Source organism: Dokdonia sp. Asnod3-C12 (genome assembly GCF_045063975.1).
Taxonomy (GTDB): Bacteria; Bacteroidota; Bacteroidia; order Flavobacteriales; family Flavobacteriaceae; genus Dokdonia.
The window spans coordinates 159,705-175,838 of sequence record NZ_JBEFNY010000003.1 but is presented as its reverse complement, the minus strand read 5'-3'; the positions used below and the strand labels follow the sequence as shown (position 1 = coordinate 175,838).

Here is a 16,134-nt window from a genome sequence, read left to right as displayed (position 1 = left end):
ATATTTGTACTATCAAAAAAACATAACTACTTAAAAATAAATATCATGGCTTTAGAAATCAACAACATTTACGGAGTAACTTGTATCAAAGGAAAAGTATCTAGCACACACGTTCAAGAAGTAAAAGGATACTTCAAAGCATTACTTACGATACAAGATAATGTCATCATCAACTTATGTGAGATCAAGAAAGGATCTAAGAAGTTAGTAAGAGTTTTAGAAAACTTGCAAGCTGAAATCTCAGAAGAAAAATCACTTAAGTTTTTCAGTTACCCAGAGCCAGCAGTTAAGGAATTATACGCACAGCTTAATAATGAAGCCAACTATTACCAGGCAGCAGCATAACATAAAAGAATACTACTACAACAACATCAAATCTATATATCATGAAATTAGCAATCGTAACGGCCTATCCACCGAGCAAAGTAACTTTAAACGAATATGCATATCACTTAGTTAAGCATTTTCGTCAAAACCAAGAAGTAACAGAACTTGTACTTCTCACAGATGTAACTCCAGAACAAGCAGATATCACTTTTGAAGAAGATGGATGCGCAATCACCGTAAAGCAGTGCTGGAAATTTAATAGCTTATCTAATGTACTATCCATTGCAAAGGCAGTAAGAGCTACAAAGCCAGATGCGGTACTTTATAACCTACAGTTTATGAAGTTTGGAGATAAGAAAGTAGCAGCCGCTTTAGGTTTATTTTCTCCTTGGGTTTCTAAGTTAATGGGAGTTAAAACTACGGTGTTACTTCATAATATTATGGAAACTGTAGATCTTGATAGCGCAGGATTTACATCTAACAAACTCAAAATAAAGGCTTATAACTTTATTGGAGAGATGCTTACTCGTGTAGTTCTTAAAGCAGATACTGTAGCACTTACCATAAGCAAGTATGTAACTATCCTTGAAGAAAAATATAACGCAAAAAATTGTGTACTGATCCCTCATGGTACTTTTGAAATTCCATTAGAACCATCTTACCAAGCAGCTCCTGGTCCTCTTAAGATAATGACTTTTGGAAAATTTGGAACTTATAAAAAAGTAGAAATACTTATAGAAGCAGTACAAAAGGTAAGAGAAAACACAGGACGTGATCTTGAGATTGTAATTGCGGGTACAGATAGCCCTAATACACCAGGATACCTAGCCGAAGTAAAGGAAGCATATAAGCATGTTCCTAATCTCACTTTCACAGGTTATGTAGAAGAAGAAGATGTACCAGTGATATTTTCAGAGAGTGCGATGGTAGTTTTTCCATACACATCTACTACTGGAAGTTCTGGAGTATTGCACCAAGCAGGAAGCTATGGTAAAGCAGTAGTAATGCCAGATCTAGGAGATTTAAGCATCTTAGTAAAAGAAGAAGGGTATAAAGGTGAGTTCTTTAATCCAGAAAGTATGCACAGTCTTGCATCTGGTATAGAAAATCTAGTCATGAACGAAACGTACAGAACAGAAATAGCAAAAGCTAATTACAAAGCAGCAACAGCATTACCTATGAGCCGTATCGCTCAGATGTACCTAGATGTTTTTGCAGGAAGAAGTACTAATAACAACGAAGTAATATTGAAGGTAGCATAATTACCGGTTCTTAATGATCAAATAGGCATCGTCTTTCACCCCAAGTGTATTTACAATTCCAAAAAAAGCCTGTTTGTTCTTTCGCCACGGTAATCTACCAGCCACTTCAGTCGGTATGTCCCTAAAGTCGTAAAGTGTCCATGAGAGATAGTGTAAGCTATCTCTTTTCTGGGTTACATAAAACTCTTTAAAATATGCGGCTTGATCTTTCTCATCAGATCCTAGAGGATTCCATAATCCGTGATAAGCTGCGAGACCAAATTCTTGCAAAACCACAGGCTTGCTAGTTGCATCTGTAAGGGATTTGTGAGCCGCTGCAAGATCCTCAAGATCTTTATAATAATGATACGAGACAATATCTACATGCTCTTTGAGATGTAGCGCAGCCTCTGGAGAAGACCAGCCTATAGTTACTGGATGCGTATTATCTATAGTCTTGAGATAACCTATTGTTTGACTCAGCCACGATAATACCTCGCGTTCCCCACGACTTTCAAAATCGAGGTTAGGTTCATTTTTAATATCCCAACCTAATAATGCAGGATGATCCTTTATATGAGTGACAATACTATGAAGGTGTGCATTTGTTATCGTCCAGTCTTGTATGCGATAATCTCCATAAAAGTCAAAAATAGTAACCACAACCTTAAGTTTTGCTTTTTCTGCTTCGTCCAGAAGTGAGGTGAGTTTCTCAAGCTTTTCTTTAGAAACACGTGCTTTTCCAAAATCTTCAAAACCTACAAAGACTCTTATGGAATTAAGTTTAAGATCATTAATAATTTGAAAATCTGTAGCAAGTGTGTCTTTACTAAATGTAGGGCCAAAGGTATCCCAAGGACTTCCTTGTGGGTAATAATTCATGCCTTCCAGCATTGTAAGATCTAGCGGCATAGTTTCATTTTTAATTTCGGTAGGGTGTGAGGCTACTTTTTCAAAATGACGCACTCTCCAGAAGCCATCTTCTAGCAGTAGTATGATTTTGTAGTCATTATTAAAAGCTCGTTCTACAAGAAATTGTTCATTTTTAAAAACACGCTCCACACTAGTCACATTGCGGTCTGTGAGCACTACTAAAGTACCATCTGCACTATAAAATTCTACAGAGAGGTGATGTGTAAGCGTTGTGCTTTCTATATAGGTGTTTGTTTCATTATTAAGTGCTAGTAAGTCAAGTACTTTCCCTCGAGCACGCTCTGTATAATGATCAAAAATCCCTGCATCTTCTCCGGTGTAAAAAGCCCTGTTTTTTACATACCAAGCATCAAGATAGTCTTCTTCTATACTCGCTAGATTTGCTTCTTCCATAGGCCGCCCAGGGTTTTCAATAGATTCCCAAGTCACTTCTGGCACATAATGACGGTCTTTTGTTTCGTCTAGATGTAGCATTTTACTTCTATCTGCACCCGTATTTAAAAAAGCAATCACCTGACTCACACCATAGAGTACACCTGCATTTATGAGAATAAATCCAGCCAAAATCAAAATGCGATATAGGGTTTTGTTACTTTTCAATCTATTGATATTTGGGTGTTACTTTCTAGTCCTAAACAACGTACTACGACGTCATAAGTTCCAGTAGGATAATCTTCTTCTTTTAAATAAAAGGTAGCCTCACCATTTTTTGTTTGTCCGTTGCGGGTTTCTTTGCCTATGGTTACAGATACGTCAATTCCATTTTGAACTAATTGTCCTAAGTAGCTTGTAAGCGGTCCTATGGCCAAGTTTCTTTCGGTTACAGTTGGAGTAGGGATGGAGGTTATGATGGATTTAAATTGCTGCGTTATGGTGTTGCTTTGTGCAATACCTGTCACGGCTGCTCTTACATTCCATGTGGTGGGTGATTGTGGGTGTAACGCTTTCGCGAAAGCGTACCCATTAACCGTACTCGCCTTATTCTGCCAGTGGTTACCTGTAGTATCTGTCATATAAAAAGTAACCAGCGTTCCATCTGTCATCACATTACCATGCTCATCGCGTATTTGCGTACTCTGAAAGCTGATGATCTCGTTGCCATCTGCATAGTTATGATTGCTAATTACCGTTATGCGAAAATCTTGAGCAACATCTGGAAACACATCTGCTACGAGCTCTTTTGATGAGATATTTTCAAGCGTACTCCCGGTGCTCACTCTTCCTGTGCGTAGCGGAGAAGAAATGCGTTTCCACACAAAACCAGAAGTTATAGGATGCGTAGTAGTCTTAATAGTCGACTTAAATTGTGACTTAAGTGCTACTTGAGTGTTATCTGGAAGGGTGTTATCTAGTGTATCTGTCGGGATACTCACCAGCATCGTGCAGTCACGCACATTTGCAACAATACTACGTGGACCAAGATATGTCTCAATTGAGCCTAAATGGTTTGTGTCTGGTAATAAGGAGAACTCACCTTCTTGAGAGATGTTCTCATTACTATAAAGGTTATAATTCACAACACCACTTCGTTTAGTAAAATTAGGCGGAATGTAAAACTGTGCTGTATTATCTAGTATTTCAGGTTCAAGAACGATGGTGGCGTAGGTACTTGATAGAATTAGATAAACAGTTTGCTCATCTAGTGCGCTGCCTGTTATAATTGGTATAAACAATCCCTTATCTGTAACTGTTTGATCACCTATATCCTCTAAAGTTATGGCAGTATGTTGCACCGTTTTTACTGCAGCTTTATCTGCACATGAACAGAACATCGTGAGCAGCAATAGTGAAACGATAGCAAAGGATGATATGTGTGTGCTACGTTTTATCATTTTGGGTTACCTACATAGTTGTTGGTGGTAATTGTAATATATGCATACGGCATATTTTTGATAGGTATAAATGATTGCTCACTTCCAGATGCATTTCTTTGCGGTACTACCTTATCAGATATACTCTGATTAGGTAGTCCGTTTACAGAAGCTGTTTTTAATCCAGAGGCTATTTCTATAGGCAAGATATCTGAGTATAATACCTCAGAAAATGGCCTTTTACGTTGCTGGCGCACACTCTCATCTATATACCTGCTTTCTACCCATAACAACTCCTTGTCATCGTTATAGTAGCCTATAAGTAGTTGTGGTATGGTCGCCTCTTCTATACTTGTGTTAAAAAGGAAACCATTAAGTGTATTCTTTACTTGCTGCACCTTAGAGAGATCTACTGCCTGATATAAATCTGTCGTAGCAACATTTGCGCTTACTTGTACTTCAAAATTTACAGGGATGTCTGTAAGATCAATTTCTGTAAATGCATCTGGAGCGTACGTAGTTGGTTTTTCTTCTGTGGCAGAAGCCCATGCAATACCTTCAAAATTGATGCGGTAAAGCGTTGTCTCCTTAGGTAGTAATTTATGTTTGACTACATCCTTAGCATTAAACCTAGCCAGCTCTTCATTATCTTCATTATAGATAGCTCCTGTTACAGATATATCTGCAGGAATATTATCTACGTTCTGAATTTCTCCCACAATAGCATAGGTTGTATCTAGTTGCACCAGTCTTGCAGAGAGTACTTCTACAACTGGTTGCTTGAGTACATCCTCATGAAAAGTTTGCTCAGATGTCACAGCACGTTTTCCGTGGTTATAATACCTCGTTCCGCTCTGTATGAGAAGCTGCTCTGGCGGTATATCTGGATCTACAGTTTTAGGAACGATATACCATTTGCTTCTCTTTTTGAGCAGTTGTAACTCGTCGTGAGTTTCAATTTCTTTAAGTGGTGTAATCCAGGTAGCATCTACAATTCCTAAAGCAGTGGTATCTGTTTTTGGTATAATGTCTATGTATAGACTATCCAACTTCGCATAAGAACTCAATAAACCATCTGAGACAGAAATCTCGAGCATAAATTGAGATAGTTTCTTGTCACTATCTGGATCTAGATAAGAATGTGCACGCTCAAATTCTTTAAAATCTACCGCATCATAATAAGCAGTAACCACATTATTAGCCGATAGTTGGGTGGTGTTTTTTACATAAAATAAATATCCGCCAAAGGCAATTACAATCAGTAAGATGATGGTCCACACCACAGATGTTCGATATAATAGGGAAGGAGCGCGCTTGTAGATAGGAGTAAAGGCAAAATATAGCGGCAGCTCTTTCTTTCTTTTAAAGGAACGCGTCCAGAGCGAACCTAAATGAAGTAGAAATGCAATGATAACTGTGGTAAATGGTATAATTCCCCACATGAGCTTTAAAACAAGTGGAGCATCTTCTCGAGGCAACACACTTGGTAAGGGAGCGATGCCTGCTTTTTCCCATACCATAATACCATTTTCTAGTAAGCTCAATCTGTGCCAACCAGCAAAATAAAGTAGAGGATCATAAAACTTGTCGTTTGAAAAAACATACTTCAAATGGTATTTTTCTGGTACCGTAAGAAACTGTTGGAGTGACCCTATACCTTCTATACCTCTATATTTTGAGTTTTCGAGACGTTCCACCGCTCTTGTAGTAAGTTCTGGTAATCTTCTTGCAGAGTGGTAATCACCATCTACCGTAGTAGCCTTAGTTTGTGCAGAGAGCCATGCCATTTGGTCCCCAAAACCTAGTGGTAAGTATCTCCATTTGTAATGCTCATCTTCATTTAAGAAGTTTACAATAGGCGTCATTTTTATAGCATCTGGCTGGCTCGGTCTAAACTTCCCTAAGGTTATCGTGAAAATGGCGATAAAGATGAAGAGGAATGATAAGAATGCCCCAGACGCTCTATGTACAAGCGTACCCCACTTTTCTTGCAAGTAGTCTTTATAGTCACCTTCTACAAAGCGATAACAGAACTCTCCAAAAACGGGCAGCGCCATAATAGACGCCCACAAGGTAAAACGATCTAAGGTTAAGATATTAAAGGCGTTTTCTCCCAGCATTGCTAGAGGTACCGGAGTTGTTCCGCCGGTTCCTAGAATCAATAATAAGGTAAATGATATCCCAAAAAAGAGTAACCTCTTACTGTAATACCTATAGAAAAAGTAAGGAAGTAAGAACATTAAAAGCCCCCAGGGAATCACAAAGAAGACTAAACCAGAGGAGAGTACTTCAAGAAAATTATCCCTAGATCCATGCGGAATAGGTACTTGCGTGATGGGATTATTTTTTGTGTTTACCCAGTATGGAAAAATGCAACCTACGATAAGCACGAGCGAGCAAGCTCCAAATATAACTATGCGCCTTAAGTGGGTCCATACCGCTTTCGCGAAAGCGATAACAGTCACCTCCTTTGTACTATTTACCTTTTCTCTCGCAGCATCCATCACAACCATACCTAATAATGGAAATATAAAAAAGATCATCCCAAATATAGGAGTGACATGATGTGAGGTAACTGTAACCGAAAGTAATGCAAGGGCTTTAAATAGGTGTCTCTTGCGTGCTGTCTTTACCCACAGATAGATTTCGGGGAGGCAGTGCATTAATACGGAGATACCTATAATACTAGGTAGTTGCCCAAAAATATGCAGCGTTTCTACAAAGGACGAACTAAAAACAGCCATTAAAGCAGCATATCCTGCAACCTTCTTATTAGGTATTAAGACTTTGGTAAAGCGATAGACACCAGTAATAAATAGCACAACGCCTGTAAGTGCAACTGTAAACATCCCAAATTTGAGTCCGCCTATATAGGAAAGGGCACCAATGGTTTGATGTACAAGTGGCGGATAGCCCATAACGGTAAAGCCGGTATACCAACTATAACTCCACGGCTCAAACCAGCTAGTTGCATAATGATTTGCAAAAAACAAATGTATAAGCGCGTCATATGTGCGCTCTACAGTAAAGAACATAGCCGTCCCGTGGAAAATCATTCCAAGGAGCACGGCGCTGACTAAGTATTTGTTTGTTTTTGACTGCATTGTTTGGGAGTGAAAAGATACCCTTTTTAATATTCTGAATCAAAGATAGTTCTTTCGATAAATGGTTCATCCTTCGACGAGTGGTAACCGTCTATAGTAAGCCGCTAGCCATCGAAAACACTGGCTGTCAACGAGAAAAGCGAGGTATGTTTGTACTGTAAAACAATAACAACACACAAAAACACACATTATGAAAACTGGAATAATCATCCCTTGCTACAACGAAGAAAAGAGACTTAACACAAACGCATTTGTGTCATTCATTAAAGAAAACAGCGATTATCATTTATGTTTTGTAAATGACGGAAGTAAAGATAAAACGCTAGAGGTTCTTTATAGTATGAAAGAACAAGCGCCTAATGCAATAAGCATTGTAGATGTAAAAAAGAACTCTGGTAAAGCAACAGCTGTAAGAGCAGGAGCTAGATTCTTATATAGCAAGTCTACTATCTCTACGATAGGATTTATGGATGCAGACCTTTCAACAGACTTCAGAGATTTTAAGGACCTCGTTAAAACTCTGAAGACTGAGGGAAAGCTCGTAGTATTCGGTTCTAGAAACGCTTTAGGAAGCGGTACGATAGAACGCAACTTTATGAGAAACATGTTTTCAAAATTTGTGAAGCAGTTTATCTTACTAATCTTAGGATTACCTATAAGAGACACGCAGTGTGGAGCAAAAGTATTTACAAGAAGTATCGTACCTGTAGTATATGACAATGCTTTTACTAGCAGATGGTTATTTGATGTTGAGATCTTCTTACGTCTTAAGAGCTACCTAGGAAAAGAAAACACAATGAAGAACATCTTTGAGCAGCCACTTATGAGATGGGTACACGTAGATGATTCTAAGTTAGGAATGAAAGACGCTTTACAAATCCCAATGAATCTTACACAAATCTGGATGAACTATGCTTTTCAAAGCAATACAGCAGCCAGCGCAATCCCTACAGAATTTGCATTAGACACTATGTCTCAAGAATTTTCTATAGCAGCATAATAATTACTGTTTCCTAGTCCCCATAAAACATCATTTATCCACATCTAATCTACTATTATGAACATTTATCCAATAAAATTTGAGCCTATTCTTCAAGAAAAAATCTGGGGAGGATCTAAACTACAATCGGTACTTAACAAGAAATGTACTAGCGATACGACTGGTGAGAGCTGGGAAATATCTGGAGTAGAAGGAAATATATCACAGGTAGCAAACGGATTATACGAGGGAGAATCACTGGTTTCTCTTTTAGAAAACCACACAAGTGAATTTGTAGGAGCTGCAAATTATGAACGTTTTGGAAATGAGTTTCCGTTGCTTATAAAGTTTTTAGATGCAAAGACAAATCTTTCTGTACAAGTACACCCAGACGATGAGATGGCACAAAGAGATCATAACTCATACGGTAAAACCGAAATGTGGTACATCATGGATCACGAAGAAGAAGCAGAGATTATATTAGGTCTTAAAGATAAAAACGCAAATACAGAAATCTTACGTGATGTGACAGGAGATAATGTATACGACGTATTTAATAAAGAAAAAGTAACTAGAGGTGATGCATATTTTATTCCTGCAGGAAAGATACACGCCATAGGAGCAGGTGTACTGGCAGCAGAGATACAGCAAACCTCAGATATCACCTATAGAGTATATGACTGGGATCGCACAGATAAGAAAGGTCAAAAAAGAGATTTACATCTTGACCAGTCTGTTGCAGCTACTAAGGAGTTTACTGAAGAGTGTAAGAAAGATTGCAAAGTAAATAGTAATACCTCGTCAAATGTGGTAGCCTGTGATTACTTTACCACAAATGTGTTACGAGTAAATAAAACTTTTGAGAAATCTTATGCAAACCTTGACTCTTTTGTAATCCTTATGTGTGTTGAGGGTTGTGCCTCAGTAACCGTAAATAATAAGACAGAGATTGTATTTAAAGGTGAGACCATCTTACTTCCAGCAAATTCTAAAGAAGCTTTTTTCTTTGCAAAGGATGCTCAATTTCTAGAAGTATATATTGATTAATAAATTAAATCTGTACGCAAATTCCTTAGTAAATCTAGGATGTACGTTGTTGTTATTGTTACTTCTATTAGATTAAGCAATATTAAGGTTACGTAGAGATTATATAATAAATCCTCATTGTCATCGGACTGTGAGGATTTTTTGCGTCATCCTAATTTATTAGAAAGGTCCTAAGTGATTATATGAATTAATAATACTTGTAATAGTTACGCTTTCGCGAAAGCGTACTATACATAAAAAATAATCTGATGTATAGAAAAACAAAAGCCCCATACAACGTATAGGGCTTTAACCAAATAAACAAACCAATCAATCAATTATTCCATAATCATTTTTTAAGGGTTAATAGTATTTTTTCTGCGCACTAATGCAATAAACACTAGTCCAGCAATGAGTATGAAAACAAATGCCATAATAGGCGGAAATAGGCTAGCGCGATGTGCTGTTACTTCAGTAAAATTTTTACCATCTACTCGCAGTGATAAGGTGTGATTATTATCATCATTAAGTACAAAGTGTTTCTTATTAAACCCTTCTTTAAGTAGGATTAATGCACTCTGGCTTTTGTGAATATCTACAAACGCTGTGTTTTCTATAACTGCACTTTGTATAGTGGTAGGCACTCCAATCACTTTAAAAACTACCTTAGTTTCATGCCCTAATTGTACAATGCCGTTTAATAGCAATACTTCTTTATTCTCGTCAAAACGTATGTGCAGGTTGTTCTTAATATGAGTAAGAACCATTTCTTTAAACTCCTCTGGAGTGGTATAAGGCGTGTCTGAAAAATGTGTGTTTATCTCTTGCTGAAAAGCAGTGAGAGATGCACTCACTTGTAGCACCCATGTTTGATCTTCTTGCTGCACTAACATTGTAGTGGAAGCGTCTGATTGATGTGCAAGTGCTTTAAAAGAAAAACATAATATGCAGAGAACAATCAATAATGATTTTAGTTTCTTTCTAGTTTGCATAAGCTCCGTTTAAACAGTTAATAAAGTTATTTGCTCCAGCTGCATCTACATGGTAATGATATCCTCTCACATCATCCTCATGACCTCTACAAGCATCTAGGTCGCTAGGCTCGTTACCATCACTATCGAGTTGTGCATATAATCCATGTCCATCAAGTGCATAACCTATCATTGCAGCGTGTCCATCTTCTTGGGCTAGCTGGGTAGTAACTCCTGTAGCTGCATGATAGTGATAACCTGCGTTGAGATTGATATGCCCACCAGCATCATCAAATGGTGCTAGTGTATATGCTCCTAGTATTGCATCTGTAGGTGCTGGTGCGTCAAAAACTACTCCGTTAAAAGCTACACCTCGCTGTGATGGGCCGTTTCCTCCCATAGGACCTCCGCCACCAAAATTAATGGAGCTAGCAACTCGTTGAGGTGTTACAGGGATGAGGTACGTTCTAGTGAGGTCTGCCACATAAGAGGGCAAACATTCTACACAAAAATTCTCATATTCTTCTCCCACGTTTGGGTTTGCGGCATTTGCACAGTCTTCTAGTGAGTCTGTTGTATAAATATCACCGTTGTCATCATACATAAGCCATGTAGTGTCATTGTAAAAGGAAGCCATATTTTCAATAAATGCTCCATCTACATCATATACTTGACCGTTTTCTAGCCAGATTCCTCCTGCCTCAGCATCATCTGCAATATTATCTGGACACCATGGACCCATATTGTGATCTGCTGGTGTACTTGTAACAACAAGTTCGTAGCAATCTGTAGTTACTCCGTTAGATAAAGTACACGGTACGGTGGTAATAGTAACAGAATTGTCACTAGTATAAAATAGTGATGCATCTACATCTATTACGACACCATCTGTATCTGTAGTTTCTCCTGTTTGAGTTGCATTATTGTCGCTTGAGCAAGAGTTGCATCCTATTAATATCATTGAGGATATAAATAATCCTATGAGTGGTAATTTTGAGAAGTATGACATGTTTTTTTGATTTTATTGGTTGAGGTTTTTTTGAAGTTAGATGGGAGTGATGTTTGTTTTTTAAAAGCTCTGTAATTACTCACAGAGCTTTTGGCTAATTAAAAACAATTCACTTTTTACATATTACTTTTTTTCTCTGCGTTGTGGTTTTGGTGCTTTTTTAAATTCTTTTTCAGAGATGAAACCATCTTCGTTTGTATCTACTTTATCAAAGTCATTTTTTAATGGACCTTTTATTTCAGATTTTGCAAGTTTGCCATCTTCATTCTTATCCATTTGCTCCAATAGTTCAGCATACGTAGGCGGCTTTTTTCTATCGTTTCCTCGTTGTGCCTGTGCCATTGAAACACTTGTAAATGCTACACAAAATATAGCCGTTATTACCGCCGTTTTAAATTTCATAGTTTTCATATTTCTAGTTTTATGTTACACTTATTTGACATCAAATGTAATAGGTAGTTTAATGGTTATGAGTCACTTTAAGTGAATGGGCGCTAGTTTTCTGTGAATGGCATTATCTAGCCTTTTTCTTATAATTTGATACTGTGTAAATGTGCTTATTCTAGCCTATAATAGCTATTCATAAAGGTTTCTTTGATTTGTTCGATGCGTTGTTTTCTTAGATAAATAAGTTGAATTAGCGCATAAAAAAAGCTGGATAATGATTTCTCATTACCCAGCTTTCTATAAATGTTTTGTTGCTCTTTACAAAGAGCATGTTTTAGTAAGTCACTCGAGTTTTAATGCCTTTATATCAGTAATGAGTTGAGCAATGGATGATCTATTTAAGCCATTATATATCCCTCTTATGTGCTTATTACTATCAATGAGGAGAAAATTTTCTGTGTGAAGGAAGTCGTCTATTGTTTTTTCTTCTCCTAAGTCATTTTCTACAAAATAGAAGTCTCTTCCTAGTGAGTATATATCCTTCTTATCTCCAGTAACGAGATGCCATTTATTATCTATAACACCATTGTCTTCGGCATACTTTTTTAAGACTTCGACAGTGTCTGAAGTAGGCATCACGGAGTGAGATAGCAATACTACGTTTGGGTCGTCTTTAAATGCTTCTTGCACCTTATACATATTATCTGCCATTTGCGGGCAAATACCTGGACACACAGTAAAAAAGAAGTCCGTCACATAAATCTTATTGTCAAATGTTTTTTGAGTGATAGTTTCCCCTAGCTGATTAGTCAGCGCAAAGTCAGGAATTGTGTGAAAGTCTTTTTCCTCTTGTGATCGTGGCACAATCCAGTTAGGTGTAAATGACTTCTCATTATAATAGGGTAGGTATTCTGTTCTACTAGTTTCTACTACTTTGACGTTTTCCTTCTTTACTTCTTGATTACAACTAGTGATAGTGATAAGTGCTAGAAGTACCAAGAGGCTCATTAGGTTACTTTGTGATAATAACTTCATCTTCTAATTTATAACAGGAGTTAGCTTTTCTCATTCCAAAAATTCGCCCATTACGAGCTTCATAATTCACGTATAATGTTCCGTTCTCAAGCCAAGCTTTTTGTAATCCGCTTTCTTGTCCATTGACTAATTTCCTTTGCTTCGCAAGCACTCCAGTAGCATACCATTCTCTTTCTACACCTTGCTTCACTCCTTTAGTGTAATTGGATTGTGAAGCCAGAACTCCATTTTCCCACCAACTTTTATAAATACTATCTAGCCGATTGTTTTTATAGTAAGATTCAATACGTAGTGTACCATTTTCAGACCATTTTTGAGCTATTCCTTCTCGTTTACCTTGGATATATCCTATTTTCTCGGCAAGTGTATCGTTAGGATAAAGCCTTAGTGAGTATCCAGAAAATAATTCGTTATTATAATACCAAGCACCTTCTAGCGGATTCAAAACCAGCTCTTTTTTTAATACCTCTATGTCGCTGATAGTTTTAGGTTTATCAGAATGTATAGCAATATCCATTTCCTGTAACGAATGGTCATTACAAGAAATTAATAGGATGCTTAGTATGATAATAAATGATCTAATAAACATGATTTAGTATCCTTGGTAAGGTCCAGCAAAAGCGATGTATGAGCCAGTGTTAGAATATAATTCGTTAATAATGTGGTAGTGATATTCCTCATCTCCTTGTGTAAATTGTGTGGTAGTCGTGTGTCCTCCAGATGCATCTAGATCTATAGGATACGTTCCTGTAGCATCACATTTTCTACCATAAAGGAAAACACCGTCTAGCAATACACCTACAAGGTTATCATCATCATTTGTAAATGCTTTTGGTTCTAGGTGATAGTGATATACACCAGGCCCTATGTGAGCTCCTGTCCAGTCTAAACTTGCTGCAGCTTGATCTAGCGCACCGTTACCTTCTTGATCATTAAATATTGATGCACCACTCACTGCAATACCAATAGTATTTAATTGCGTCATAACAGTGCTACCAGTTAGGTTAGGCGTACCATCTACAGTAATAGTTGTTGCATTATTATTACTAGTCATAATAGAAGGCGTCACGGCAACGTCTGGCTCTTCTCTATACAGGGAATTACCTTCTCCCCAGTACACGGTTTCGTGGTTAGGTAAACCAGTAGTCTCAATCACTACGTTAGATCCATCAATGTAAATGGTAGTTGCTTCTGTGTCAAAGGCAGTGTATGCCTGGTGCAGCTCTGTAAGTGCAACTTCATCATCATTATTTGATGCTGTAGTCACATCTCCCTCATCACTACTACATGCGAGAATAGTAATAGCAGTAGTTGCTACGATTACCGATAGCGGGACGATTTTGTTCATTAGATTCTTTTTCATCACAAATGGAGTTTTAGCTGTTATCATTTAATCTGAATCTTAGAAAAATCATTACGTAAAATTCTTAAATTCAGTCTTTTGTTGAGTTAAATGTACGTCTTAAAGTGATTTTGATTTGCTATCATTCAGCGAACCACCGTAAGTTTTAAGTGAATGACCGTAATTGATAGTTGAGTGCCGATTCTAAGCACTCAAAAATGGCTCATATTGAGAACTGTTACTTAAGAATAGCTTTAATTTGCGGTATGAAAAGAGCGTCTTACATTCTAATACAGATTATATTTTGGGCCGTCGTTTGGTACCTTATGAGTCTTAATCAAAGAAATACTAGTCAGTTTATTCTTGATACAGTACCTACATTTCTATTTCAAATAGGTGCGATAATCTTTGCTACTTATTATCTAATACCACGTTTTCTTTTTACTAAGAAATACCTCTATTTTTTAGCAATCTCCGTTCCTTTATTATTAATTTTCGCCTATTTATCTTCTCTTTTTATTAATCCTATAAACCCTGAAGATATAAGGCCTATGGGTCCAAGAAGGCCTTCGCCAGTACTGTTACATTTTCTAGCAATCGCCCTGGCATTTATATTTAATATTCTTATTGAGACTTTTATTTACGTACAAGAAAAGGAAAAGATGATCGCTTTCGCGAAAGCGGAATTATTAGAAAATGAGCTTAAAATGCTTAAGATGCAGATCAATCCACATTTTCTATTTAATGCGCTTAATAATATTTATGCACTCTCTGTAACAAACTCAGATAAAACCCAAGAAAGTATAAGTACGCTTTCTGAAATGTTGAGATATGTCATCTATGATTGTGAGCGGCCGAAGGTAACTTTACAGAAAGAGGTGGAGTATATTGAAAATTACATTGCTCTTTTTAAGTTGAAAAGCAGCAAACCTTTTAATATTTCGTTTGAAAATAATGTGACTAAAGCGGGAATGTTTGTAGCTCCTATGTTATTTATACCTTACATCGAGAATGCTTTTAAGCACAGTGGTATAGAAAAAGGAGAGGAGCGCTTCATTAATATTGCTCTTACTACAAGTGATAACCAGATTGAATTCATAGTAGAAAATAGTATTCCAGAAACGCCACAGCATATAGATGGAGTAGGAGGAATAGGATTGCAAAATGTAGAAAAAAGATTAAATATCTATTACCCAGGGAAGCACTCCCTACATATTGAGACAACTCCAAATTATAGTGTACACCTTAAAGTAACCGTACAATGAAGAAATTGAGATGTATCATCGTAGACGATGAGGAACTAGCAAGAACACTACTCACGACTTACGTCGCTAAGGTTGCCCATGTGGAATTACTCGCTTCTTTTGAAAATCCATTACATGCATTATCATATCTCAAGGAAAATGAGGTAGACCTAGTGTTTATGGATATACAGATGCCAGAACTTAAAGGAACCGATTTTGCCGAACTTATCATAAACGACAATATAAAAGTAATATTTACTACTGCATACTCAGAATATGCTCTCAAAGGATTTGAGCTTAATGCACTAGATTATCTAGCTAAACCTATCACTTTTAAACGTTTTCTAGCAGCAATCAACAAGTTTCCTGTGGTAAGCAAGGAAGCAAAGACTTCGCTAGTAATAAAATCTGGTTATGACTTGCATAGAGTCCTTTTTCAAGATATGCTATACATAGAAAGCGATAGTGAGTATGTAAATTATCACTTTGAAGATGGTAAGAAGATTATGGCAAACCAATCATTGAGCAAATTGCTAAATGAATTGCCTTCTCAATTTATTAGAGTTCACAGATCTTATATTGTAAATAAAAATAAAGTTACTAGTCTTAAAGGTAGGTCTTTAATGCTTTTTAATACAGAGATACCTGTAAGTGATAGTTATTTTGAAACCGTCAAAAACACTGTTTTTAATAAGTAATATCAAGGGCTATAAAACAAAAAGGGT

General features: G+C 37.0%; 15 protein-coding genes. 6 read left to right on the top strand and 9 right to left on the bottom strand.

What is annotated here, in order from left to right:
- Positions 1-45 precede the first annotated feature (45 nt).
- Together ACJJVW_RS00755 and ACJJVW_RS00750 are read left to right on the top strand one after the other, a co-directional pair.
- Positions 46-345, top strand: a complete 300-nt coding sequence (locus ACJJVW_RS00755) for a hypothetical protein (RefSeq protein WP_405224052.1) — start codon at positions 46-48, stop codon at positions 343-345.
- A gap of 41 nt (positions 346-386) precedes the next feature.
- Entirely contained in the window at positions 387-1,589 is a 1,203-nt protein-coding gene (locus ACJJVW_RS00750) for a glycosyltransferase (protein WP_405250413.1), read from the top strand.
- On the opposite strand, the gene ACJJVW_RS00745 is transcribed toward ACJJVW_RS00750, so the two are convergent.
- The 3 genes from ACJJVW_RS00745 to ACJJVW_RS00735 are packed head-to-tail and all read right to left on the bottom strand — an operon-like array spanning position 1,590 to position 7,416.
- A complete protein-coding gene (locus ACJJVW_RS00745; RefSeq protein ID WP_405250412.1) occupies positions 1,590-3,101 on the bottom strand; it encodes a glycoside hydrolase family 2 TIM barrel-domain containing protein in 1,512 nt (503 codons plus the stop codon).
- Positions 3,098-4,333 carry a hypothetical protein gene (locus ACJJVW_RS00740; RefSeq protein ID WP_405250411.1) on the bottom strand — a complete coding sequence of 412 codons (1,236 nt, stop codon included), beginning with the start codon at positions 4,331-4,333 and terminating at the stop codon, positions 3,098-3,100. The genes ACJJVW_RS00745 and ACJJVW_RS00740 overlap by 4 nt, the downstream gene beginning before the upstream one ends.
- Positions 4,330-7,416 (bottom strand): hypothetical protein, encoded by a 3,087-nt coding sequence (locus tag ACJJVW_RS00735; protein WP_405250410.1) that lies wholly within the window; start codon positions 7,414-7,416, stop codon positions 4,330-4,332. The genes ACJJVW_RS00740 and ACJJVW_RS00735 overlap by 4 nt, the downstream gene beginning before the upstream one ends.
- 190 nt (positions 7,417-7,606) lie before the next feature.
- On the opposite strand from ACJJVW_RS00735, the gene ACJJVW_RS00730 reads away from it, so the two are divergent.
- Both ACJJVW_RS00730 and ACJJVW_RS00725 read left to right on the top strand, forming a co-directional pair.
- Positions 7,607-8,416 (top strand): dolichyl-phosphate beta-glucosyltransferase, encoded by an 810-nt coding sequence (locus ACJJVW_RS00730; protein ID WP_298327643.1) that lies wholly within the window; start codon positions 7,607-7,609, stop codon positions 8,414-8,416.
- 57 nt (positions 8,417-8,473) lie between these two features.
- A complete protein-coding gene (locus ACJJVW_RS00725) occupies positions 8,474-9,442 on the top strand; it encodes a type I phosphomannose isomerase catalytic subunit (RefSeq protein WP_405250409.1) in 969 nt (322 codons plus the stop codon).
- Positions 9,443-9,777: 335 nt separating this feature from the next.
- Here the strand turns inward: ACJJVW_RS00725 and ACJJVW_RS00720 are convergent, their stop codons facing one another.
- From ACJJVW_RS00720 to ACJJVW_RS00695, 6 genes are all read right to left on the bottom strand, one after another.
- Positions 9,778-10,413 (bottom strand): hypothetical protein, encoded by a 636-nt coding sequence (locus ACJJVW_RS00720; RefSeq protein WP_405250408.1) that lies wholly within the window; start codon positions 10,411-10,413, stop codon positions 9,778-9,780.
- On the bottom strand, positions 10,403-11,401 hold the full coding sequence (locus ACJJVW_RS00715) for a YHYH protein (RefSeq protein WP_405250407.1): 999 nt from the start codon (positions 11,399-11,401) through the stop codon (positions 10,403-10,405). Before ACJJVW_RS00715 ends, ACJJVW_RS00720 begins: the two co-directional genes overlap by 11 nt.
- A gap of 123 nt (positions 11,402-11,524) precedes the next feature.
- Positions 11,525-11,812 carry an EF-hand domain-containing protein gene (locus ACJJVW_RS00710; RefSeq protein ID WP_339849552.1) on the bottom strand — a complete coding sequence of 96 codons (288 nt, stop codon included), beginning with the start codon at positions 11,810-11,812 and terminating at the stop codon, positions 11,525-11,527.
- A gap of 318 nt (positions 11,813-12,130) precedes the next feature.
- Positions 12,131-12,823, bottom strand: coding sequence for an SCO family protein (locus ACJJVW_RS00705; RefSeq protein WP_405250406.1), 693 nt, complete (start codon positions 12,821-12,823; stop codon positions 12,131-12,133).
- Positions 12,801-13,412 carry a toxin-antitoxin system YwqK family antitoxin gene (locus ACJJVW_RS00700; protein WP_405250405.1) on the bottom strand — a complete coding sequence of 204 codons (612 nt, stop codon included), beginning with the start codon at positions 13,410-13,412 and terminating at the stop codon, positions 12,801-12,803. Before ACJJVW_RS00700 ends, ACJJVW_RS00705 begins: the two co-directional genes overlap by 23 nt.
- 3 nt (positions 13,413-13,415) lie before the next feature.
- Positions 13,416-14,186: a YHYH protein gene (locus tag ACJJVW_RS00695; protein ID WP_298327663.1), complete on the bottom strand. Its 771-nt coding sequence runs from the start codon at positions 14,184-14,186 to the stop codon at positions 13,416-13,418.
- A gap of 305 nt (positions 14,187-14,491) precedes the next feature.
- On the opposite strand from ACJJVW_RS00695, the gene ACJJVW_RS00690 reads away from it, so the two are divergent.
- Together ACJJVW_RS00690 and ACJJVW_RS00685 are read left to right on the top strand one after the other, a co-directional pair.
- A complete protein-coding gene (locus ACJJVW_RS00690) occupies positions 14,492-15,430 on the top strand; it encodes a sensor histidine kinase (RefSeq protein ID WP_405250404.1) in 939 nt (312 codons plus the stop codon).
- Positions 15,427-16,107: a LytR/AlgR family response regulator transcription factor gene (locus ACJJVW_RS00685; protein WP_405250403.1), complete on the top strand. Its 681-nt coding sequence runs from the start codon at positions 15,427-15,429 to the stop codon at positions 16,105-16,107. Before ACJJVW_RS00690 ends, ACJJVW_RS00685 begins: the two co-directional genes overlap by 4 nt.
- Positions 16,108-16,134: the final 27 nt, after the last annotated feature.